Raw genomic sequence first — 22,491 nt, 5'->3', positions numbered from 1 at the left:
AGGGGGGTATTTCGAGTTATGGAATTTCGGTTTGCGTCCATTTTGCGCAGCGTCGGCGCGGCCCTTCCGGCAGCCGGTCTCGGCCTCCTTGTCACTGCGCTTCCGGCCGGCGCCGAAGAGCCAAAAGATGAGCCTACCCTTCTGCTCGACGAGCTGATCATCACCACCACCGGATTCGGCACCCCCCGCGCCACGCATACCGGCAATATCTCGAAAATCGGCGGATTCGAAATGGATTTCATCCGCCCCGTCCAGCCGGCCGAGGCGCTGAACCGCCTGCCCGGCGTCGGCATTCAGCAGGGCAGCGGCGCCGAGCACCTGACCGCCATCCGCTCGCCCGTGCTGACGGGCGGCGCAGGCGCAGGCTCCTTCCTCTATCTGGAAGACGGCGTACCCATGCGCGCCGCAGGCTTTGCCAATGTGAACGCGCTGATGGAAGCGATGAGTGAAGTGTCGGGCGGTATCGAGGTGGTGCGCGGACCGGGCGGCGCGCGCTATGGCTCGAATGCGGAACACGGCCTCATCAATTTCCTGAGCCGACCGCCTGCCGAGCGCGATGCCGAACTGACACTGCAGGGCGGCCCTGACGATTTCTTCAGCACCTCCGGCACGGCGAGCCGGACATTTTCGAACGGCAATGCAAGTCACGGTTTCCGCGGCAGCTTCGCCCTTCTCCACGATGGGGGGTTTCGCGCCGACTCCGGCCTTGAGCAGCAAAAGGCGCGCCTGCGCTACGACTACGCTGCGCCCGATACACGCATCAACGCGACGCTGACTGCCATCAACACAAACCAGGAAACGGCGGGCTTCGTTCGTGGCGTCAAGGCTTACAAGGACCCGGCGCTCTACAAGACCAACCCGGACCCGGACGCCTATCGCGATGCCTGGGCCGTGCGCGCCGCCGTTCGCATGGAACGCGATATCGACGATAAGCTCACACTTGCGTTGACGCCATATGCGCGCACGAACTCGATGAATTTTCTCATGCACTTCCTGCCCGGACGGCCGGTCGAGCAGAATGCGCATTGGAGCGGCGGCCTGCTTTCAAACCTCGCCGCAACGCTCGACGGCGGACACCGCATCATCTTCGGTCTCGACACCGAGTACACGGACGGCTGGCTGACCGAAGTCCAGTTCAACCCGACTGCGGGGATCGCGCCCAATCAGTCGCCACAAGGCGTGCACTACGACTACACGGTAAAGGCGCTGGTGCTCGCGCCCTACATTCACAGCGAATGGCGCCTCGCACCGCGAACGATCTTCACTGCAGGACTGCGCTTCGAATACACGCGCTACGACTATCGGAACCACGCGCCCGATGGCATTTTCGGCCGCTTCCTGCGCATCCCCGACCGGGTCGACGAATTCGGAGACGTCACGCCGAAGATCGGACTGCTGCACGAGTTCAACGAAGGCTTCACCACCTATGTGAACCTCGCACGCGGCACCCGCGCACCGCAAACGACAGACCTTTACCGCCTGCAACGCCTGCAGGTGCCGGGCGAGGCAAAGTCGGAAAAGCTCGACAGCATAGAAGTCGGCGCGCGCGGCCGCGTCTCAGGCATCACCTACGAGACCAATCTCTTCTACATGGAAAAGCGGAACTACTATTTCCGCGATGCGGGCGGCTTCAATGTCAGCGACGGCCGCACCAATCATGCGGGCGCCGAAGTCGAAATTTCGGCACCGCTCGGATTCGGTTTTGACATAGCCGCCGCGGGCACCTACGCGCGCCACACCTATGCCTTCACCAACATCACCCCGACGGAAACGATCCGGGATGGGGACGATGTCGATACGGCGCCGCGAACGCTTGGCAATCTTCGGCTGGGATACAACTTCAATGACGGCGCCGGACGCGCAGAACTCGAATGGGTTCACATGGGCTCCTACTGGATGAATGCGGGCAACACCGTCAAATATGACGGGCACGACATTTTCAATTTGCGTCTCGACTACGAGATCAGCGAAAACCTCGCAATCTTCGGGAAACTCACCAATATCTTCGACAGCCGTTATGCGGACCGGGCGGACTATTCCGACTTCGGCGCCGGAGAGGAACGCTACTTTCCCGGCGCAGACCGCGGCCTCTATATCGGCGCCACCTTGCGCTACTGACCTGCGGCGGCCCTGCGCCGGCGCGTCTGGAGACAAATGGGAACGGACTTCTGGGAGATATCGCTCTTTCTGCTCGCCGCGATCCAGTTCGCGGCGATGGGTGCGGCCGCCATCCATGCATTGCTGACCAAGTCGGATGAGCGCGCAGCCGCCGGCTGGGTCGGCTTCATCATCCTCGTGCCTTTCCTCGGCTGGATCGTCTATCTGATGTTCGGCGTAAACCGCATTCAGCGCCGCGCCCGCGAACTGCGTGGCGAGAAGCAGGACCTGTTTCTGCTGGAACCGCCCGAGCATGGAGAACGGCGCCCCCGCGACAGCGGCCTGCACCTTCCTGCGCTTGAAAGCCTTGCCCGGCTTGGCCAGCGAATCCTTCCGGAAAGTTTTGAACCCGGCAATTCGGTACGGCTATTGCTGAATGGCGATGAAGCCTATCCGGTCATGCTCGACATGATCGCTCGCGCCGAACGCTCGATTGCAATCTCGACCTATATTCTCAACAACGACCGGGCGGGCCGGCAGTTCGTTGAGGCATTGTCGGATGCGATGGCGCGCGGGGTTCGCGTGCGTTTGCTCATAGACGGCGTCGGCTCGTGGTATTCGCGGCCTTCCATCATCCCCTTGCTCGAGGAACGAGGCATCAACTATGCCCGCTTCCTTCATTCGTTCATGCCCTGGCGCATGCCCTATCTCAACATGCGCAACCATCAGAAGATCATGGTCGTGGATGGCCGCCACGGCTTTACCGGCGGCATGAACATCGCCGAGGGAAACCTGCATGCATCGAATCCGAAAAAGCCGATCCGCGATTGCCACTTCCAGGTCGAAGGCCCGGCCGTGGCGCATCTCATGCACACCTTTGCCTATGAATGGAACTTCACCACCGACGAAATTCTCGAGGGCGAAGACTGGTTTCCCGAGATCGAGCCCGCAGGCGAGGTCATCGCGCGCGGCCTGCCGGCGGGCCCCGACATGGGTCTCAATCCGATCCGCTGGACGCTACTCGGAGCGCTCGCGGAAGCCCAAAGCAGCATTCGCATCTTAACGCCCTATTTCATTCCCGATGCGACATTGCGAACCAATCTTTCGCTTGCCGCCATGCGCGGCGTCATCGTCGACATTGTCCTGCCTGAAAAAAGCAATCTGCGCTTCTGCGACTGGGCGGCCACACCGGGGCTCGAATGGCTGGCCCGGTCGGGCTGCCGCATCTGGAAGACCGGGGCGCCCTTCGATCATTCCAAGATGATGACTGTCGATGGCATATGGGCGACCATTGGCTCGGCGAACTGGGACGATCGAAGCCTTCGTCTCAATTTCGAATTCAATCTTGAATGTTATGGCGCCAGTTTTGCCGGTGCGCTCGACGACATGATCGTACGACGAATTTCGACCGCGCGCCCCGTTTCCCAGGAAGAACTGGCAGGCCGGTCGCTGCCCGTGCGGATGCGGGATGCCTTCTTTCGTCTTGCTTCGCCCTATCTCTAGGCCACACCGCCCTTGCCTGCGGCTTTTTGCGGGCTATGCTTGCAGCGCTTGGGGGCGATAACCTGATACATTAGGGACATCCCTTCCGGAGGCTTGGCCATGGCAGACAAGAAAAGCGACACCGGCCCGACGATCGAGGAGCTGCAGGCTCAGATCGAGACGCTTCAGAAGGCGCTGGAAGAGGCCCGTGCGGCCACAGGCGAAACTGGCGAAGATTTCGCTGCAAATGCCGAGGCAGTCGCCGAGCGTATGCAGGAAGGCCTGCAGGACATTCATAAGCAGATCGATGCGCACCCCATTCCGAGCGCGCTGCTCGCTTTCGGAATCGGGTTTCTCATCGGCCGCCTGATCGCAAGATAGGAGGCGCCGGTGATCGATCCAACGCCACAGGTTCGCAAGCTTGCCGAAGCCGAGCTCTATCGCGCCGAGATTGAAGCGCGCCGTCTTGCCCGCCGCCTCTTCCTTGTCGGCATCGCGGTCTTCATCGCCTTCTTCGCGCTTGTCATGCTCGTGATCGCAGGCTTCCTTTATCTCGCGGAACTTTACGGCTATCCGCTGGGGGCTCTGATTACAGGCGGTTCGCTCGTACTCCTCGCCTTCATTGCACTTGTCTTCGCAGCCCGCGAACCTGGCCGAGCCGACAAGCTTGAACTCGAACTTGCAAACCGCGCCATCGCCGAGGCGCGCGCCGATGTGAAGCGCGAGTTCGATGCCATAGAGCGTACGCTGAACGACCTCACACTTGGCATACTCGGTCTGGTCAAGGGTTCAAGCGGCAGCCTGCCGCTCATCACCATCATCGTCGGCGCGCTCGCCGCGCTGAGCCCGGCCCTTCGCCGCTTTCTCATGCCTTTCCTGAGGAAAGACTGATGCGCGCATTTGCTCTCGCTTGCGCCATTTTTCTCGCCTCCTGCGCCCAGCAGAGCCTGCCGCAGCCGGAAGTCACAATGCGCCAGCCACAGGGAATGATCGATGTGCCGATCGACGATCACGGCACGGGGCTGATCGGCCCGGCGGGCGGCGCCATGCTCGGTATGGCGATCGGCACAGGCGGCGGCACGGAATGGGCGGTCGCCGCCGGTGTCGCACTCGGCTATGCCGTCGGCGGTTCGGAAGGTCCGGCCCTCACAGGCATGGCAGCGCAGGCACGGCGCGAAGCCCTGGCCCGGATGATGACTGTGCCGCTTCGCGAGCAGGTGACATGGTTCACGTCTGAAAATCAGGCAAGCGGCAAGATCACACCCGTTCGCGACTTTGTCGACGAACGGGGCCGCGCGTGCCGCGACTTCGTGGAGTGGCGCACGATCCGCGCCAACAACGGCCATACATCAGGCACGGCCTGTCTCTGACAGGTTCACTTTTGTCGCAAAACGCAGCTAGGATGCGCAGCCCGAACTCTGAGGACGCGCATCATGAAGCTCTATTGTTCGCACACATCGCCCTATGCCCGAAAAGTGAGGCTCCTCATCCACGAAAAGGGGGCCACTGCCCGCGTGACCGAGGAGACCGTCGCGGCGATGGAAGACCCCGCCGCGCTCCACGAGGCAAACCCGCTCGGCAAGGTGCCAGCCCTTGTCATGGGCGACGGCACGTCATGGTTCGACAGCCCGGTCATCTGCGAAGTACTGGACAAGATGCTGGAAGGCCCCTCACTCATTCCCGCATCGAATGTGGAGCGCTTTCGCGTGTTGCGTCAGCAGGCGATCGCGGACGGCATCATGGATGCCGCCGTCTCAATCATCTTCGAGCGCAATCGCAAGGATGCCGAGCAGTCGGCCACATGGCTCGGCCGTTGGGAGCGCGCCATCCTGAGAAGCCTCGCACTTCTTGAGGCGGAAGTGACCGACCTCGACGGGCCGGTCGATCTTGGCGTGATTTCGGTCGGCGCTGCGCTCGGCTATCTCGACTTCCGTCATGCCTCGCTGGGCTGGCAGGAAAAGTTCCCCGATCTGGCCGGCTGGTGGCGCGATATCGCCAAGCGTCCGTCCTTCATCGATACCGCACCGCCTGCCTGAAGTATCAGCGCCAGGGTTCGACGAGAATCTTGGCGTGCTTTTCCGGATTGCCGAGTTCAGTGAAGGCCTCCTTCACACCCTCGACGCCGACCTTGCCCGTCACAAGCGGCGATCCGTCGATTTTGCCTTCCGCCAGATGGTGCAGCGTCAGCGCGAATTCCTCCGGCGTATAGCCGAGGACGAACTGCACGTTCAGCTCCTTGTTGATGCCGAAGAAGGGCTCGAAGCGATCCTGCTCCATGCAGACGCCCACGACCACCACGCGGGCAAAGCGCGGCGCGCCTTCGAAAATCTGCTGGATGATGCCCGGCACGCCGACACATTCGAAAATGACGCCCGGCCGCATCTTCGGCCCCACGCCGAGCAGCGTCATGATGTTCTCGGGGTCGTAGCCTTCAGGCGTCGCTTCCTTCGTCCAGCGGGCATAAGGCCCCTCGACCTTCGGATCGAGCACGATATCGGCACCCATCTCCTCGGCGAGCTTGCGCCGCGCGGGTGAGAAGTCCGCCGCGATGATCGGATGCACACCCTTGATCTTCAGACCCGCGATCACCGCAAGCCCCACCGGCCCGCAGCCGATCACGAGCGGAATATCGTCTTTCGTGAGGTTTGCTTTTTCGACCGCATGCCAGCCAACCGCCATTGGCTCCGTCAGCGCCGCCTGTTCGGTCGGCAACCCGTTCGGCACTTCGAGCAGCATGGATTCGTTGAGCACCATCTGTTCGGCAAAGCCGCCCGGCTTTGAATTGGAATAGCCGACGGGGTGCATCTTGGCTTTCTGGCCGTCAATGCTGATGGCGATCGGCATGGAGCAGACGCGCGTGCCGGGTGTCAGCTTCTTCTCCGTGCCCGGCCCATGATCGAGAATCTCGGCGCAGAATTCATGACCGAACACGATGTCTTTCGATGTGTCCATGCTGAAGCTCGAGCCGGAGCGCTTCGCCGTCTCGACCATCTTGTCCGCATGATGAAAGGCATGCAGGTCCGAGCCGCAAATGCCGCAAGCCAGCGTCTTCACCAGCACCTGGCCAAGCTCGGGTTTGGGTTCGGGAATGTCGGCGGCGACGAGATCGCCATTGCGGAACACGGCAGCGCGCATGGGTTTCCTCCGGATTTTCGTTGCCGGTATGCAAGCAGGCGAGCAAGGCCCGCGCAAGTGAATTTATAGACTGCGGTCCAGTTGTCTCGCGGCTGCCGCAGCGGCACGCAGGCGCCGCTTCTCGGCAAGGGTGTTCGACGTCACGATGACAAGGATCGGCAGGGCCAGGAAAAGCGTCACACTGTTCGCGCCGATCAGCGCATAGTCGCCAAGGTGAATGCCATGCAGCAGCCAGAACACGATGCCCACCGTCATGCAGGCATACATGAGAAGCGATACGCCTGCGGTGTCGCGCGTCCTTATCGTCTTGATCGCCTGCGGCAGGAAAGCGAAGGTCGTGAGGAAGGCGGCGATGTAACCGATATTGTCCATGAATGCACCGGGCAAGCGGGAAACGATGCCGCGCATATGACGCCCGCCCGGTTCGCTTGGCAATGGGAGGCAGCGTCAGTCCGCCGCCACCCAGCCCTGCATCGCCGCCGCCTCATGGCGCACCCGCTCCGGCGAGCCGAGCAATTGCCGGTCGAGCCCGATCCGCTTGAACCAGTAGTGCAGGCCCATGAGATCGGTGAAGCCCATGCCGCCATGAACTTCCGTGGCGGTGCGCGCAACAAAGCGGCCCACCTCGCCCGCCATGCCCTTGGCATGGGCCGCCATCAGGCTCGCTTCATCCGGGATGACGTCGAAGGCATGCGCGGCATACCAGATCAGCGAGCGGCAGGGCTCAAGCTCTGAGGCCATCTCGGCGCACATGTGCTTGACCGCCTGGAAGGAGCCGATGACCCGGCCGAATTGCTTGCGCTCTCCGGCATAGGCGACCGCCTTCTCGATCATCATGGAGCCCGCACCCAGCGTATCGGCAGCGAGCATGACGCGGCCGGCATCGATCATGCGCGAAAGCACCGCCCCGGCATCGCCAGACGACAAGGCTTCCGCCTCCACATTGTCGAACTGAAGCTCTGTCAGTGTGCGCGTGAGATCGATGGAAGTGAGGCGGACCCTGGTCAGCCCCTTCGCATCGCCTTTGACGAGATGAAGCCCGCCCGCCTTGTCGGCGACGATGATGATATCGGCTGCGGCTGCATCGATCGCGAAGAGCGCCCTGCCCGAGAGCTTTTCGCCCGACGCGGCAATACCCGCGCCGTCTCGCGAACCCGAAGCCTTTTCCGAAACGGCTACGCCTGCGACGGCGCTGCCGCTGGCAAGCTTCGGCAGCCAGGCTTCCTGTTGTGCCTTCGAGCCCGCACCGGCAATGGCGATGGGCGCCATCACGCCCGTGCCGATGAAGGGCGTGGGCGCAACAAAGCGCCCGAGCATTTCCGAAACAAGCGCCGCATCGAGCAGCGTCATGCCCATGCCGCCCTGCGCTTCGGGCACCAGCATGCCAGGCACGCCAAGCTCCACCAGAGCCTGACGGATCTCGGGTGCCTCTGTCTCGCGCGCTTCCGCAACCTTGCGGACACGATCCAGCGGCGAAACGCGCTCCAGCGTGCCGCGGATGCTTTCCTGAAGCAGCTTCTGGTCTTCCGACAATCCGAATTCCATTGTCCTGCTCCTTATGCCTTTGCCGGTTTCGGTTCGCGCGGCATACCGAGCCCCCGTTCCGAAATGATGTTCTTCTGAATCTGCGCCGTGCCGCCGCCGATGATGAGGCCAAGGTCGAACATGTAGCGATGCTGCCAGCTGCCATGCGCGCGCAGATGCGGGCTGTCGCCATAAAGCACGCCGATCTCGCCAAGTGCGTCGATGGCGAGCGCGGCCAGCTGATGGTTGATCTCGCAGCCCTGCAATTTGACGATCAGCCGCGCGATACCGGGGTCTTCCTTTTTCAAGGAGGCCGTGAGCAGGCGAAGCCCGTGGAACTGCATGGCCAGAACACGCGCCTGCAACTGTAGCAGCCGGTCGCGATAGACCGGGTGGTCGATGAGCCTCACGCCGTCCATCGTTTCCTCATGCATGAGGTCGATGATTTCCCTGAGTCGCGTGCCTGCCTGGTTCGGGTCGCCGAGCATGCCGCGCTCATGCTTGAGCGTCGCGTTCGCAACGAACCAGCCCTGCCCGCGTCCGGCCACGATATCCTTCTGCGGAACACGGACATCGGTGAAGAAGACTTCGTTGAACTCCGCATGGCCGGTCATCGTCGTCAGCGGCCGCACTTCGATGCCGGGCGTCTTCATCGAAAAGATGAGATAGGAGATGCCTTCATGCTTGGGCTTGTCGGCCTCTGTCCGCACAAGGCAAAAGATCATGTCTGCGGCATGGGCGGTGGAGGTCCAGATCTTCTGGCCGTTGATGATGAAATCGTCACCGTCTTCCGTCGCCTTCGTCTGGAGCGAGGCAAGATCCGAACCCGATCCCGGCTCCGAATAGCCCTGGCACCAGATCACTTCGCCGCGAAGCGTCGGCGCGATCCACTTCTTCTTCTGCTCTTCGGTGCCAAGCTCCAGCAGCGTCGGTACCAGCATCGAGATGCCCTGATTGGCAAGCCCCATCGGCAGCTTCGCCGCCGTGAACTCCTCTGCAATGATGCGGGACTTCAAAATGTCGGGCTCGGCGCCATAGCCGCCATACTCCTTCGGGATCGTTCGCGCGGCATAGCCATGCTCGATAAGCAGTTGCTGCCAGGCGCATGATTCTTCCGATGGCCGCGCAACGCCGAAGCGGCGCGGCGCCTTGTCCTTGTTCCTTGCAATGAAGTCGCGCACTTCGGCGCGGAAGGCCTCATATTCGGGCCCATAGGCGAGATCCATGCTTCGTCTCCCGTGACGCCGCGCTTGAGCCGGCGCTCATTGTCGTTCTTGGCTGGGAGAAGTTTAGCGTCCCTAACGATTTCGTAAAGGCGCACCGCCGTCCAAGCGGCTTTCCCGCCACGGCCAAGGATCACGCTGCGTCAAGAAAGTGAGCAAGGTAAGGATCAGGCTGCCGAACCCTCGAAACCGGTTCTGCGGCCGGCCTTGAGGCCCGTCGGCTTCGACATCTCAATAGGTGCTCCCTGCAAGCCGCCGGCCGGCGAATTGCGCAGGAAGACTTCGAATTCCGCGGCCGGCATAGGCCGCCCGACGAAATAGCCCTGCACTTCATCGCAGCCAAGCGCGCGCAGGGCCTCATATTGCTCGGCCGTCTCGACGCCTTCGGCGATCACTTTCACGCCGAGCGCATGGGCAAGGTCGATGATGACCTTCGGGATCACATTGCCATCGCGGCCGTCGGCGACATCCTGCACGAAACTGCGGTCGATCTTGATCCGCTTTACGGGGAAGCGTTTCAGATAGGCGAGCGAGGAATAGCCTGTACCGAAATCATCGATACTGATTCCGACACCGAGGCTTCGCAGGCGCCTCAGCGTGCCGATCACCACATCGACATCCTCCATCACCATGCTTTCGGTGACTTCGAGCTCAAGAAACCGGGGCGAAAGCCCGCGCCGGATCAGCGTATTCGCGATCGTGTCGGTCAGGTCGGTACGCCGCAGGTCAATCGCCGAAACGTTGACGGCAACGCCGATCTTCATCAGCCCGTCATCCTGCCAGACGCGATTCTGGCGGCAGGCTTCATCAAGCACCCATTTTGTCAGCGGTACCACAAGGCCGCTGCGCTCTGCGACGGGGATGAACGTCGCAGGCGGAATGAACCCGCGATCCTCGTGCCGCCAGCGGATCAAGGCTTCTGCCCCCGTTACGCGGCCCGTCTCGATGTCGACCTTCGGCTGGTAGAAGAGCATGAGCTGATTTTGCGCCAGCGCCGTGCGCAGATCGCGCTCAATCGTGTTGCGCTCAATGGCACGAAGATGAAGTTCGTGGCGATAGAGAACGCAAGCGCCCGCGCCCTCCTGCTTGGCGCGAGACAGCGCCAGGTCGGCGGTTTTGACCAGCACATCCGCGTCGCGCCCATCCTGAGGATAGAGCGTCAGGCCGACACAAGCGCCCTGCTGCAAATCCTGCGTACCGAGGCGGAACGGCGCACCCACCGCGCGAACGAGCCGGCTCGCAAGCTGAAGCGCATCATCCGCGCTCTTCACGCCCGGCATGATGACGCCGAATTCGTCGCCGCCGATGCGCGCGACAGTGTCGCCGTCGCGCGCGCAACCTTTGAGAATATCCGCTGTTCGCTGCAGTACGATGTCGCCGGCATCATGGCTGATTGTGTCGTTCACGTCCTTGAAGTTATCGAGATTGAGGACCATCACCCCGACCATACGCCCGCCACGCTCTCCGGATGAGATTTCTTCCGCGAGTCGTGTTTTGAAATGCATGCGATTGCCGAGCCCCGTCAATCCGTCTGTCGCGGCAAGCGATTCGATTCGCGCCTCACCAGCCCTGCGCGCGCTGAAACTCTCGCTGAGCGCGCGCGCAACGGCGCCGATTTCATCATTCGGCCCAACGGCTTGCAGCGCGGCCGTGCTGCCACTCGCCGCATAGTCGCGCAAGGCTTCGATCGGCGTCACGATGATGCGATGAATGAGAAGCGATATGCTGAGCACCGCGAGAATTACTGCAATGACAAGCCAAGCCATAAGGTTCCAGGCGTCGACGATCAGGTCCGACGCAACGCTCTCCATATCGACACGTACAAACAGCAGGGCTTCTTCTCCTGAGGATTCGAAGCGAAGAATCCTGATAAAGTCGCCCTGATAATGCCCGGCACCCTCGAGTTCATCTTGCGCCGGCACCTTCACGGCGGCCTGACGCCGCGCCTCACCAAGAAGATCGGCGCTGAACATGATCCGTTTGCCAAGCCAGCTGTCATGCGACGCGAAGCGTACACGTCCGTTCAGCGTTGCCATCGCCGCGCCATCGAGCCCCGGCGCGCCCGCAACTGCGGCGATCACGGGCGCAATCTGCTCGGGGCCCGCCGCGTTCAGTGCCGCATGGGCCACGGCATCGGCGACACCTTCCGAACGCGCATAGGCACCACGTTCGAGATTGCTGTTGAAATTGTAGATGACGAAAGCGCCACTCATCAGCACGAGCGCCATGCCGACTGCCGTCATCAGGGCAACGACCTTGATACGGACAGATACGAAATGGCTGAGGCATGCGTCACGCCACGCCGACAGGCGCGCAAGAAAGTGTGCGCCGGACCCGCCGTCGCCCGGCGCAGCGGCTCTTGCGTCAGCGGAGGGATTCTCCGCTTCCGTCTGCCCGTCCTTTCGCTGATCCAACAAACGCGGCCCTTTCGTCTCCGATGCCCGGAAGTCCCGGAATCCTCGATCAAAGGCCAGATATAGAGACAAGATGTCTAAAATTGCTTTACGCAGGCGGAACGAATACGCCGCCACTGTCCCGCAATGAAACGGAAGGTTGCACAATCGTTACCGGGCTGGCCGGGGCAGCCGGCCGGGCCGCCAGACGGAAGCCCTTTCGCGAGAGTTTCGCTGCTTCGATATGAATGCCCGCCACGACCTTGAGCGTCATCAGCGGGTGGCGAACGAAGGCGGCGAGGAGATCCCTGTCCCGGAAAGCCCTCTCGCGCCCGGCAAACGAAGCGGTGAGCAAGGGCCCCTCGGCATCGCTCTCGCGGATGGTCAGCGCAAATCGCGCGCCGGGCCGAAGCAGTTTGAAATGATAACGCCCGGCCACCGGCAGGAAGGGCGAGACATAAAATGCCTTGTCGCAATCCTGCGTCAGCGTTTCGGCCGCGCCATCTTCAACCGGGATCAGATAGGAATGCCGGTCGCCAAAAGTATTGTTCACTTCATAGAGGATGGCAGCGAGCGCCCCATCCGCCCGGTGGCAGAAATAGACGCTGATCGGATTGAACACATAGCCAAGCACACGGGGAAAGCAGAGCACAGATATCCGCCCGCCCTCGATGCCGATGCCTGCCCGGCCAAGCTGCGTCTCGATCCAGGGGCGAAGCGGCCCGCCGCTCCCATCGCCATGATCCGCGTCATGGAAACTGAAAAGCGAAAACCGGTTGTGAGCAAAGAGCCACGACTGGCGCGACAGCGTTTCGAGTTCGTCAAGCTCAAGCAGCATGTAGAAGACGCGATAGGACAGCGTATGGACACGCGGCCTCAGGCGGCGGTGGAACACCTCGCCTTCATAAAGCCGCGATGTCACATCCTTGCTCATGCAGCCAGTTCCTGCGCTGACAGGCCGGCAATCAGGCTGATCCGGCCCGAGGGATTGTCCACCGTCCAGGGCCGCCTGACAGCGCCAAGTTCTTCCGCAACGGCAAGCCCGGCCTGCAATCCGTCTTCATGGAAACCCGATCCGAAATATGCACCGCAGAACCAGGTGCGGCGCCGACCCTGCAACTGCCAGAGCTGGCGCTGCGCGGCAAGAGCGCCCACATCGAACACCGGATGGTCATATTCGATCCGGGCAATGGCACTCGCTGCATCCGGCTCATGCGACGGGTTGAGCGTCACAAAGAGCTGCCGCTCCGTCGGCAGCGCCTGCAGCCTGTTCATCCAGTAGCTGACGCAGACGGGCCGGCCTGCGCCGCCGCCCATGTAGTTCCAGCTCGACCAGACGCGGCGTTCATTCGGCATGAAGGAAGGGTCGGAATGGAGCCATGCGATATTGCGCTGATAGGGCATGGCGCCAAGGAGACCTGTCTCGCGCCAATCCGCATCGCCGAGCAGCTCCAGAGCCTCGTCGCTATGCGTCGCAATCACCACATGGTCGAACCGGTCACGATGCCCGGACCTGTCGATCACGGTCACGCCCATTGCGTCGCGCTCAATGCGCCCGATCGACGTACCGAGCCGCAACTCGCCGCCAAAGTCCTCAAGCATCTTGTGCACATATTCGCGCGATCCGCCGCGCACCGTCCGCCAGAGCGGCCTTCCCTTGAGCCGCATCAAGCCGTGATTGTCGAAGAAGCGCAGGAAGGCAAGCGCGGGAAACTGCTCCACGCGTTCGACCGGCAGGGACCAGATCGCCGCGCACATGGGCAACAGGTGATCGTCGCGCAGCGCGTCCGAATAGCCTTGCTCGCGCAGGAAATCGCCAAGCGGCTTTTCATCGAGCCCGGTCTGCAGGGCAAGCTCGGGCGCTGCGCGATAGAGTTTGGCGATATCGCCGATCATGCGCCACATGCGCAAACTGGCAATGTTCCTCCTGTCGGCAAACAGTCCGTTGAACCCGGCGCCGGAATATTCGAAGCGGCGCTTGCCGCCCGTCTCCAGCGAGGCCGCAAAGGACATGTTGCTCGCCTGCGTCGCAACGCCGAGATGATCGAACAGCGCCGTCAGGTTCGGATAGTTGAGTTCATTGTAGACGATGAAGCCAGTATCGACCGGCACCGGCCCTTCCGGACACTCCGCAATCAGCGTATTCGAATGGCCGCCCGGCCGCGCTTCCTTGTCGAACAGCACAACATCGTGCCGCGACGAAAGCAGCCACGCGGCCGACAGGCCCGATATGCCGGTTCCGACGACGGCAATCCGCATGCGCCCTCCCAGATCGGAGGTTTCGGCATGAGTGGTGGTTCGGTCGTCGAAAGGCGACATGTTTTTCCCCGGTAACGGAAATCGCTGGTTTACCTCATGCTTACGCGGCACATCCCGCCACGGATCACCGCGCGCCGCTGCGGCACCGTTGCGCTTTCCCGAATGACGCCTTTTCCCTAGACTCGATCACAATAGGCCAAATCAAGTGATCCGGGGCCAGATCGGCATCGTAGTTTGAATATGCCGACGAAATGCGCTCCCCAGATCAGACCGGCCCTGAACGTCCGCCCCATTTGGCGGCCGAACCTGAGAGAGTTAGGCCTGATGAACCGGGACCGGACATCCGGTGAAACACCAGAGGCATTGCCCCAGGGGCAGCTCGCGAACGAAATGGCCGATCTGATCGCGTCCATTGCGAGCGATGCGGACCGGACTGCCTTTGCCCGGCTTTTCGGCTATTACGCGCCGCGCGTTAAATCCTATCTGCGGCGCCTGCGGGTCGAAGACCGGCTGGCGGAAGATATTTCGCAGGAAGTCATGCTGACCGTTTGGCGAAAGGCAAGCCAGTTCGACAGGTCGAAAGCTTCGGCGGGCACCTGGATCTTTACCATCGCCCGTAACCGCTTCATCGATCGGGTTCGCCGGGAAAACCGGCCCGAGCTCGATCCCGCAGAGCCGATGCTGTTGCCCGAAGAGACCCGTCCGCAGGACGAGGCATTGGCGGGCGCGGAAATCGGTGAACGCGTCCACGCGGCGCTCGGCGATCTGCCGCCCGACCAGGCGGAAGTCGTCGAGTTATCTTTCTTGGAAGGAATGCCCCATTCGGCTATCGCCGAACGTCTCGGCATTCCATTAGGTACGGTGAAATCGCGCCTGCGGCTCGCCTTTGCGCGTCTCCGCCCGGTGCTGGAGGATTTGCGATGACTGCCCCGACGCCGGCTGGCGTGAATACCAAACCCGTGAACCATCGCCTCGGCGATGAATGGCTGATGGCCTATGCGGCCGGCGCTCTGAGCGAAGGCCAGTCGCTGATCGTCGCCTCGCATCTGAGCTACCTGAATGACGCGCCGACGCGTATCTCGCTCGCCGAGGCGGCAGGCGGCGCATTGCTCGAGCGGCTTGAGGCCGATCGCATGGCGCCCGACGCCCTTGCGCGCACACTTGCCCTGCTCGATTCGGAAGAGGCTGGTGCACCGGCCGTGCCGGTACCGCAGCACGCTGCCGAAGCCGGCGATCCGCTTCCCGCGCCGCTGCGCGACTGGCTCGGCTGCAGCGTCGACGATCTGAAATGGACATGGCTCGGGCCGGGCATGAAGAAGGTCAATCTCTGGCATGGCGGCCAGAACGATCAGCGGCTCTGGATGCTGCGCGCCGCGCCGGGCATCGACATTCCCATGCATGGTCACAGCGGCACGGAACTCGTGCTCGTCCTCAAGGGAAGCCTGACCGATCCGCATGGCACGTTCCATACCGGCGATATCGAGGAATGCACCAGCGACGTGGTTCATGCGCTGCGCACCGGCGAGGGCGAGGAATGCATCTGCCTCGCGCTCACCGAGGGCCCGACGCGCTTCAAGGGCCTGATCGCAAGAATGCTCCAGCCATTCATCGGTCTCTGAAATATCGGTGTCGAAATAGTCCTGAAACGATCATGGCCCGGCAAATTGCCGGGCCATGACGCTTTTGGGGGCAGGCCAGCAACCTGCCTCTCGGGGGAGCCTAGAACCGTGCGGTCGCGACAAGGCGCACATTGCGCCCAGGCTGCAGCACGTCGTTCTTCTTGAACGAGGAATGGGTGCGGATGTCATGGTTGAGCAGGTTCTCACCGACAATCGCAATCTCATAGGCAGATGCACCCGACAGCCCTTCCGGCAAACGGTAGCGGAGCTCCGCCTTGAGATCGGTATAGCTGCCCGTTTCGGTCTCGTTCGGCGAAAGCCTGTCCTGCTTGAAGGCATGAAGGAACCCGAAGCGTCCCGAGAGCTGTACGTCTTCATAGAAGACGCCGGCGCCGGCCCGCATCGGCGGAATGCGCGGAACGTTGCCGCCCGCATCGAGCTTTGCCCGCACCACATCGAACTGTCCGGTAATGCCTGCCCGCGCCGTACCGAAACGCGCCAGCGTCACGCTGCCCCTGGTTTCAAAGCCCCGGAAAGTGGCGTCTTCCTGCGTGAAGAACACCTGATCGAGCTCATCGCCCGCGCCATGTGGCGTACAGGTATCGAAATCATCGTCGCAGGTTTCGCCGGTCAGGCGCTTGTAGATGAAGTCCTTGAACGAGGTGTGGAAGATCGCCGCCTCGAACGAGAAATCATCGCCCGCGCGCCGCACATTCGCTTCGAAGCTCAGCGCCTTTTCCTTGCCGAGCGCCGGATCGCCGACCTCGAAAGTCTCGGTCGCTTCATGCGGCCCTTTCGAGAAAAGCTCAAGCGCATCGGGCGCGCGTTCCACATGCTGCGCCGTCAGGCCGAACACCCATTTCTCTGCCGGATTGAACACAAGCCCCGCCGAAACGCTGCCCGGCGTGAAGCTGCGTGAGACCGGATAGTCGAACGGCGCGAGCGGGTCCGAGTAATCGAGCGCGCGGCCCGACACATCGACATTCTCGATTCGGCCGCCAAGCTGCAGCTTCAGCGCCTCGCCTGCGATCGGCATTTCCTCGAAGATGAAGGCGGCGATGGATTCCATCTTCGCCGGCGCAAGGAGTTCGCCGCCCTCGCCTTCCGCCGAAATCTTGCGTCGATGCGCATGTATGCCGACAGCGCCGGTGAAGGGGCCGATGGCGCGATGGAGAAACTCCGCGCGGCCTTCCCATTCCTCATTGTCGAAACGCGATCCGGTGACGCCCGCCGCGTCGACCTCGCCATGCGTGTAGTCGCTATAGCCGCCCGACAGGCTCACACCCGAGAGGATGCCGCCTGCAAATTCCAGATCGCTGCCGAGCTGCACTTTCGTCTGGTTCATGTCGATGTGAACCGGATTGGCGGGATTTCCCGGCGCGGGGATGCCGTATTTGCTGTCGTAGTAGGAAATGCTGGCCCCGACATGGCCATCGACATCGCCATTGCCGACGATGAGCGACGCACCGCCCGCGACGCCCGAACTCTCCGCCCAGCTTTCGCTCTGCCGGCTGACCGCGCCCGGAATGAGGTAATCATCCGCCTTGCGCAGAAATCCATCGGCATGCCAGACCACATTGCCTGCCGACGCCTTCGCCATGCCGCCTGCCTGGCGGCCGGTACTCACACTGTCATAGGAGGCGCTGGCCTCGGCCTCGAAACCGCCCCTAGGCATCGCCTTCGGGATGCGGCTGTTGATGACATTCACCACACCGCCCATCGCCTCGCTGCCATAGCGAAGCACGGCCGGCCCGCGAATGACTTCCACGCGCTCGGCGGAATAGGGGTCGATCGGGATGCCGTGATCCTCGCTCACCGCCGATACGTCACCGGCGCCGATCCCGTTTTCCTGAATGCGCACACGGGTATTGTCGAGACCGCGAATGATCGGACGGCTCGCACCGGCGGCAAAGGCACTTTCGGATATGCCGGGCTCATCCTTCAAAAGGCCGCCGATCGTGCGCGCGGAGGAAGTGAGAATTTCATCGCGCGTGATGACCGTCACCGGCGCGGCAAGTTCGTCGAGCGGCGCGGCAAGCGGCAAACCGGTAACGACAAGGGTTGGAAGCTCCAGGGCGGCATCCGTGTTGCCGGATTCTTCTTCGGCTGCCCCTTGTGCAAGCGCGGGCCCCGCCGCGAGCGCCAGCGCGGAAACCGCCGTCAGCAAGAGCCTCCGGTGCCCCGTCTTCAACCTGTTGAAACCCTGATGGCGATGGACCCGATCGCGCATGGCAGCCCCCTTATGTCGTGAATTTCACATTCTTGAGTGTAACGTTATAACATACCTCTCATAGCCGCATCCCCACCCCCGATCAACCCCCTCAAAGGAATGGGGCATGCGTACTTCCCGCCCGGCCCCGGCAGCGATAGGCTCGCCTCGGCGGAAAGCAGCCCGGAAGCGGCAGGGAAATCACGATGACGAAAATGCAGAACCCGGCGCCGGCGCGCCCCCTCACCATCTCGAAAAAGGCCTACAAGGACGAGCTTTACCGCCTCCAGGTCGAGCTGGTGAAGCTTCAGCGCGACATCATTGCCCGCAACAGGAAGCTCCTTGTCATCCTTGAAGGCCGGGACTCGGCCGGCAAGGACGGCACCGCAAAACGCATTGTCGAGCATCTCTCGCCGCGCGAAACGCGCGTCGTCGCGCTCGGCAAGCCGTCCGACCGGCAGCAGACCGAATGGTACTTCCAGCGCTTTGCCGAACACCTGCCGGCCGCGCAGGAACTCGTGATCTTCAACCGCTCCTGGTACAACCGTGCCGGTGTCGAGCGCGTCATGGGCTTCTGCACGGAAGACGACTATGAACGCTTCGTCTGCTCCGTCCCGCATTTCGAGGAAATGCTGGTCGATTCCGGCATCGTGCTCATCAAATATTATCTCGACATCTCGAAATCCGAACAGCGCGCCCGCCTTGCCGACCGCCGCAAGAACCCGCTCAAGCAGTGGAAGATTTCGCCGGTCGACAATGTCGCCCTGAAACACTGGCAGGCCTATAGCGATGCCCGCGACGAAATGCTGACACGCACGACCACTTCACATGCGCCCTGGCATGTCGTGACCGCCAATGACAAGCGGCTTGCGCGCATTCACCTGATCCGCGACCTGCTGTCGCGCATCGACTATCGCGGCAAACCGAAAGATGGCATTCATGCGGATCTCAGGATCGTCACGCCTTTCGATCCGTCACTGATCGAAGCCGGGCGTCTCGAACATTGAGGCCGTCATGAACGAAGACAGCATGGATGCCTTTCTTTCGGCCGGCCCGGACACACTTCTCGATCCGGCGCGGCTCGTCGCGCTGCTCGGCCTTGCCTTCTTTCTCGGCCTCGCCTTCGAGGAATATTTCGGCGACAACAAGCTGAAGGCGCCAGGCGGCGTGCGCACATTCCCGCTGCTGGCGCTTGCAGGCGCGCTTCTCTATGCGCTCGCACCCGAAACGGGTTTTCTCTTTTTCGGCGGGCTTGCGGTAACGGGCACCTGGCTCGCCATCTGGTACTGGCAATATCTGTCGATACAGCGCGCCGAACCCCGCATCAAACATTCACCCGGCATACGCCTCGACGGCGGCATCATGGCGCTGGTCGCCAATCTGGTTGCCTATCTGCTGGGCGCCATCACGCTGACGCAGCCGCTCTGGATAGCGGTGGCGATCGCCGTCAGCGCCGTTCTCTTCATCGGTGCGCGCGAACGGCTGCACACATTCGCAGAATCGGTGGGCAGCACGGAACTCGCGACGCTTGCGAAATTCCTCATAATCATCGGCATCGTGCTGCCGCTGGTTCCGAACGAGCCGGTGACCGACATCACGCCGATAACGCCCTATCAGGTGTGGCTCGCTGTCGTCGTGGTGAGCACGTTGTCCTACGCATCCTATGTCGTGCAGCGCTATGTCGCGCCGCGCCACGGATTGCTTTATTCGGCAGCGCTTGGCGGGCTCTATTCCTCGACCGCCACGACGGTCGTGCTGTCGCGCCGCGCGGGCGCGGCGGTGGGCGGCACACATATCCTCAATGCCGCGATCACGATTTCGACCAGCGTCATGTTCCTGCGCATCCTGATCGTCGTGGCCATATTCAACCGCGAGCTTGCATTCGCGCTTGCGCCCTCGCTTGCGGCACTTCTGGCCGTGGGCCTGCTTCTTTCCGCCTGGCAGTACTGGCGCGGCGCGAGCAATGGCAGCGCCAACGGGGCCGATGTGCTGCCGCCTTCGAACCCGCTCGTTCTTTCGGTCGCACAATCGGCGCATGGCGACGCCACGCTCCATTTCGATGCGGCGGCGATCCTGCTTGCCGCCACGTCCAACAATCTGCTGAAGGGCGCCTACACACTCGCCTTTGCAGGACGCGCGCACGGCCTTGTTCCCGCGCTGTCGCTCTTCGCACTGTCGGCGGGAGGCATTGCCGCCATTTTTCTCACGGTCGGTCTTTCATGAACTACCGCCACGCCTATCACGCCGGCAATTTTGCCGATGTGATGAAGCACGCACTCCTGACACTCGTGATCGAACACATGAAGAAGAAGGATAAGCCCTTCTTCCTGCTCGACACCCATGCAGGCACCGGCATGACGGACCTCGCGGGCGAGGAAGCGCAGAAGACCGGCGAATATCAGAACGGCATTGCACGCCTGCTCGAAGCGCCGGTGCTGCACCCGCTGCTCGCGCCCTATCTCGATGCCGTGCGCGCGCTGGGCGGTGCGCCGCTCACGCGCTATCCGGGATCGCCCGCGCTGATGGCGCATATGGCGCGCGCCGAAGACCGGCTTGCCTTTTGCGAGCTGCACCCGGAGGACGCGAATACGCTCCGCGCGAATTTCCGCCGCGATGCGCGCGTGAAGACCCATGAGATGGATGGCTACACGGCCTTGAAGGCCATGCTGCCGCCAAAGGAACGGCGCGGCGTCATCCTGATCGATCCGCCTTTCGAGCAGCGCGACGAATATGCCCGGCTCGTGGAGGCGCTGGCGGAAGCCAGCCGCCGCTTTGCAACCGGGACTTACATGATCTGGTATCCGCTGAAAGACCCTTCCGTTTCCGGCGAGTTTCTGGAGCGGCTTGCGAATGACGGCCCGCCGAAAACGCTCGCCCTCGAACTGCAGGTGATGGCAACCGACCCGATGCGCATGACCGGATCGGGCATGATCCTCGTGAACCCGCCTTTTGTCCTGACCGAACGGGACGGAAACGGCAAATCCGCCGCCCTGTCGCTTCTCGACTGGCTCGCCGCCACGCTGGCGCAGGGGCCCGGCGCCCGCGCGCGGGAGGAATGGCTGACCGCCTGATCGCCTGCGAACAGGCTTCCCTGAAACTTTTACGACAAGCAAACTGACCCGATCGGCCAAACGGGTCTATAAAGGCCCAGCGCCGCGCCCAAAGCCCAGACAAGAAGAAGCGGCCGGAAACCGGATTTGCGGAATGGACCAGTCGCTGACCGAAGAGGAGAGGCAAGCGCGCCTCGCCGAGGCGGAAACCGCCTATGAAGCCGAGATCGAGGCAAACCTGAAGCGGAACTATGCCGCGAACCTCGCCCATGGGCTGCTCGGCCAGACGGGCTTCCGCCTCGTCAATGCGCCGACTTTCGTTCCCGCCTATATCTTCCTGCTCTCGGGCTCGGAATTCGCGGTCGGCCTGGCGCTTGCCGCACAATGGTTCGGCGCGTCGGCCTCTTCCATCTTTGGCGCGACGCTGATCGAACATCGAAAGCGCGTGCTGCCCATGGGCCTTCTCATCGGCTGGGGCATGCGGGCGGGCGTGCTGGGCCTCGCCCTTGGCGGCTTCTTCCTGCCGCCCAATCTCGCGCTCATCACCGCGCTCGCCTTTCTCTGCCTGTTCGGCCTTTTCAACGGCATGCAGGCGGTGATCTTCAACACGCTGATGGCAAAGGTAATCCCGCTCCGCCTGCGCGGCCGCCTCACCGGCTTCCGCAATTTCGCGGCCGGCCTCACGGCGGCAGGCGTCTCATGGATGGGCGGGCATTATTTCGTCGAGGGCAATCTTCTCGGCAATGGCTATGCCTCGACCTTCCTCATGGCCTTCGTGCTGACTTCCATCGGATTGTCGCTCCTCATGCTGGTGCGCGAGCCGGAACCGCCGACGATCCGCGCCCGCGCGAAACTGGGCGGGCGGCTCCGCGAAATTCCCGCGATGCTCCGCGCGGACCCCGCGCTGGCACGTTTCTATATCGCGGCAGCACTCGCGGCCCTCGGCACCATGGCGGTGCCCTTCTATATTCTCTTTGCGGGCGAACGCATCGGCCTTTCCGGCACGACGCTCGGCATTCTCTCGACCGCCTTCCTGCTGGCGCAGACATGCGCGAACCTCGCCTGGGGATCGCTTGCCGACCGCTTCGGCAACCGCATCGTCTTCATTTCCTCGGTCGGCCTCTGGGCCGTATCAACCGTCGCGCTGCTCTTCACGCATGACATGATCGGCCTCGCGCTCGTTTTCGCAGGGCTTGGCGCGGGACAAGGCGGCTTCCAGAACTCGAACCAGAATATCATCGTCGAATTCGGCGCGCGCGACGACCTGCCCATGCGGATCGCGGTGCTGAACACGGCGACATCGCTGATGATGGCCGTCGGCCCGCTGATGGGCGGCCTCATCGCGCGCGGACTTTCCTTCAGCGCGCTTTTCTCCTTCTCCATCGTGGTGCTGGCCGGCGCCGTCATCACCATGTTCTTCGTGGACGAACCGAGAAAGCGGCGGAAGACGCCGTGACAAGATGGTGCGCGCCGCTTTCGCTGGCGCGCATCCGGATTTTA

The 22,491-nt window shown here is 62.5% G+C and carries 20 protein-coding genes; 12 read left to right on the top strand and 8 right to left on the bottom strand.

Annotated features, from left to right (window positions below; genetic code table 11):
• Positions 1–18 precede the first annotated feature (18 nt).
• From ACK4FH_RS07225 to ACK4FH_RS07200, 6 genes are all read left to right on the top strand, one after another.
• Positions 19–2,118 (top strand): TonB-dependent receptor, encoded by a 2,100-nt coding sequence (locus ACK4FH_RS07225; RefSeq protein WP_409812215.1) that lies wholly within the window; start codon positions 19–21, stop codon positions 2,116–2,118.
• A 36-nt stretch (positions 2,119–2,154) separates the two neighbouring features.
• Positions 2,155–3,600, top strand: coding sequence for a phospholipase D-like domain-containing protein (locus tag ACK4FH_RS07220; protein ID WP_409812214.1), 1,446 nt, complete (start codon positions 2,155–2,157; stop codon positions 3,598–3,600).
• A gap of 99 nt (positions 3,601–3,699) precedes the next feature.
• Positions 3,700–3,960 carry a hypothetical protein gene (locus ACK4FH_RS07215; RefSeq protein ID WP_409812212.1) on the top strand — a complete coding sequence of 87 codons (261 nt, stop codon included), beginning with the start codon at positions 3,700–3,702 and terminating at the stop codon, positions 3,958–3,960.
• A gap of 9 nt (positions 3,961–3,969) precedes the next feature.
• Positions 3,970–4,470 carry a phage holin family protein gene (locus ACK4FH_RS07210; protein WP_409812210.1) on the top strand — a complete coding sequence of 167 codons (501 nt, stop codon included), beginning with the start codon at positions 3,970–3,972 and terminating at the stop codon, positions 4,468–4,470.
• Positions 4,470–4,949, top strand: a complete 480-nt coding sequence (locus ACK4FH_RS07205) for a hypothetical protein (RefSeq protein WP_409812208.1) — start codon at positions 4,470–4,472, stop codon at positions 4,947–4,949. The genes ACK4FH_RS07210 and ACK4FH_RS07205 overlap by 1 nt, the downstream gene beginning before the upstream one ends.
• Positions 4,950–5,012: 63 nt before the next feature.
• Positions 5,013–5,615 (top strand): glutathione S-transferase N-terminal domain-containing protein, encoded by a 603-nt coding sequence (locus ACK4FH_RS07200; RefSeq protein ID WP_409812206.1) that lies wholly within the window; start codon positions 5,013–5,015, stop codon positions 5,613–5,615.
• Between the two features lie 4 nt (positions 5,616–5,619).
• Here the strand turns inward: ACK4FH_RS07200 and ACK4FH_RS07195 are convergent, their stop codons facing one another.
• The 7 genes from ACK4FH_RS07195 to ACK4FH_RS07165 form a co-directional block, all read right to left on the bottom strand.
• Positions 5,620–6,714, bottom strand: a complete 1,095-nt coding sequence (locus ACK4FH_RS07195; protein WP_409812204.1) for a zinc-binding dehydrogenase — start codon at positions 6,712–6,714, stop codon at positions 5,620–5,622.
• Between the two features lie 63 nt (positions 6,715–6,777).
• The gene (locus ACK4FH_RS07190; RefSeq protein WP_409812202.1) at positions 6,778–7,122 is read right to left on the bottom strand and encodes a SemiSWEET family sugar transporter; all 345 of its coding nucleotides are present in this window, start codon (positions 7,120–7,122) and stop codon (positions 6,778–6,780) included.
• A 39-nt stretch (positions 7,123–7,161) separates the two neighbouring features.
• A complete protein-coding gene (locus ACK4FH_RS07185; RefSeq protein WP_409812200.1) occupies positions 7,162–8,259 on the bottom strand; it encodes an acyl-CoA dehydrogenase family protein in 1,098 nt (365 codons plus the stop codon).
• A gap of 11 nt (positions 8,260–8,270) precedes the next feature.
• The gene (locus tag ACK4FH_RS07180; RefSeq protein ID WP_409812198.1) at positions 8,271–9,464 is read right to left on the bottom strand and encodes an acyl-CoA dehydrogenase family protein; all 1,194 of its coding nucleotides are present in this window, start codon (positions 9,462–9,464) and stop codon (positions 8,271–8,273) included.
• A gap of 164 nt (positions 9,465–9,628) precedes the next feature.
• The gene (locus ACK4FH_RS07175) at positions 9,629–11,878 is read right to left on the bottom strand and encodes a putative bifunctional diguanylate cyclase/phosphodiesterase (protein WP_409812196.1); all 2,250 of its coding nucleotides are present in this window, start codon (positions 11,876–11,878) and stop codon (positions 9,629–9,631) included.
• A gap of 85 nt (positions 11,879–11,963) precedes the next feature.
• The gene (locus tag ACK4FH_RS07170; RefSeq protein ID WP_409812194.1) at positions 11,964–12,788 is read right to left on the bottom strand and encodes a DUF1365 domain-containing protein; all 825 of its coding nucleotides are present in this window, start codon (positions 12,786–12,788) and stop codon (positions 11,964–11,966) included.
• Complete coding sequence (locus tag ACK4FH_RS07165; protein ID WP_409812192.1) at positions 12,785–14,173, bottom strand: NAD(P)/FAD-dependent oxidoreductase; 1,389 nt, start codon at positions 14,171–14,173, stop codon at positions 12,785–12,787. The genes ACK4FH_RS07170 and ACK4FH_RS07165 overlap by 4 nt, the downstream gene beginning before the upstream one ends.
• A 180-nt stretch (positions 14,174–14,353) precedes the next feature.
• On the opposite strand from ACK4FH_RS07165, the gene ACK4FH_RS07160 reads away from it, so the two are divergent.
• Positions 14,354–15,037 carry a sigma-70 family RNA polymerase sigma factor gene (locus tag ACK4FH_RS07160; RefSeq protein ID WP_409815195.1) on the top strand — a complete coding sequence of 228 codons (684 nt, stop codon included), beginning with the start codon at positions 14,354–14,356 and terminating at the stop codon, positions 15,035–15,037.
• Positions 15,034–15,732, top strand: a complete 699-nt coding sequence (locus ACK4FH_RS07155; RefSeq protein ID WP_409812191.1) for a ChrR family anti-sigma-E factor — start codon at positions 15,034–15,036, stop codon at positions 15,730–15,732. Before ACK4FH_RS07160 ends, ACK4FH_RS07155 begins: the two co-directional genes overlap by 4 nt.
• A 100-nt stretch (positions 15,733–15,832) precedes the next feature.
• On the opposite strand, the gene ACK4FH_RS07150 is transcribed toward ACK4FH_RS07155, so the two are convergent.
• Positions 15,833–17,962, bottom strand: coding sequence for a TonB-dependent receptor (locus ACK4FH_RS07150; protein ID WP_409812190.1), 2,130 nt, complete (start codon positions 17,960–17,962; stop codon positions 15,833–15,835).
• A 185-nt stretch (positions 17,963–18,147) separates the two neighbouring features.
• Here ACK4FH_RS07150 and ppk2 point away from each other — a divergent pair, with 185 nt between their 5' ends.
• The 4 genes from ppk2 (at position 18,148) to ACK4FH_RS07130 (ending at position 22,447) form a co-directional block, all read left to right on the top strand.
• The gene (ppk2, locus tag ACK4FH_RS07145) at positions 18,148–18,948 is read left to right on the top strand and encodes a polyphosphate kinase 2 (RefSeq protein ID WP_409812189.1); all 801 of its coding nucleotides are present in this window, start codon (positions 18,148–18,150) and stop codon (positions 18,946–18,948) included.
• Positions 18,949–18,955: 7 nt separating this feature from the next.
• Positions 18,956–20,164 (top strand): MgtC/SapB family protein, encoded by a 1,209-nt coding sequence (locus ACK4FH_RS07140; RefSeq protein WP_409812187.1) that lies wholly within the window; start codon positions 18,956–18,958, stop codon positions 20,162–20,164.
• A complete protein-coding gene (locus ACK4FH_RS07135) occupies positions 20,161–21,012 on the top strand; it encodes a 23S rRNA (adenine(2030)-N(6))-methyltransferase RlmJ (RefSeq protein ID WP_409812186.1) in 852 nt (283 codons plus the stop codon). The genes ACK4FH_RS07140 and ACK4FH_RS07135 overlap by 4 nt, the downstream gene beginning before the upstream one ends.
• Before the next feature lie 133 nt (positions 21,013–21,145).
• Positions 21,146–22,447, top strand: a complete 1,302-nt coding sequence (locus ACK4FH_RS07130; RefSeq protein ID WP_409812184.1) for an MFS transporter — start codon at positions 21,146–21,148, stop codon at positions 22,445–22,447.
• Positions 22,448–22,491 lie beyond the last annotated feature (44 nt).

Origin of the sequence: Parvibaculum sp., from assembly GCF_046297875.1 — a bacterium.
Taxonomy (GTDB): domain Bacteria; phylum Pseudomonadota; class Alphaproteobacteria; order Parvibaculales; family Parvibaculaceae; genus Parvibaculum.
Note: the sequence above shows the minus strand (reverse complement) of the source record. Positions and strands in the feature narration are given on the sequence as shown.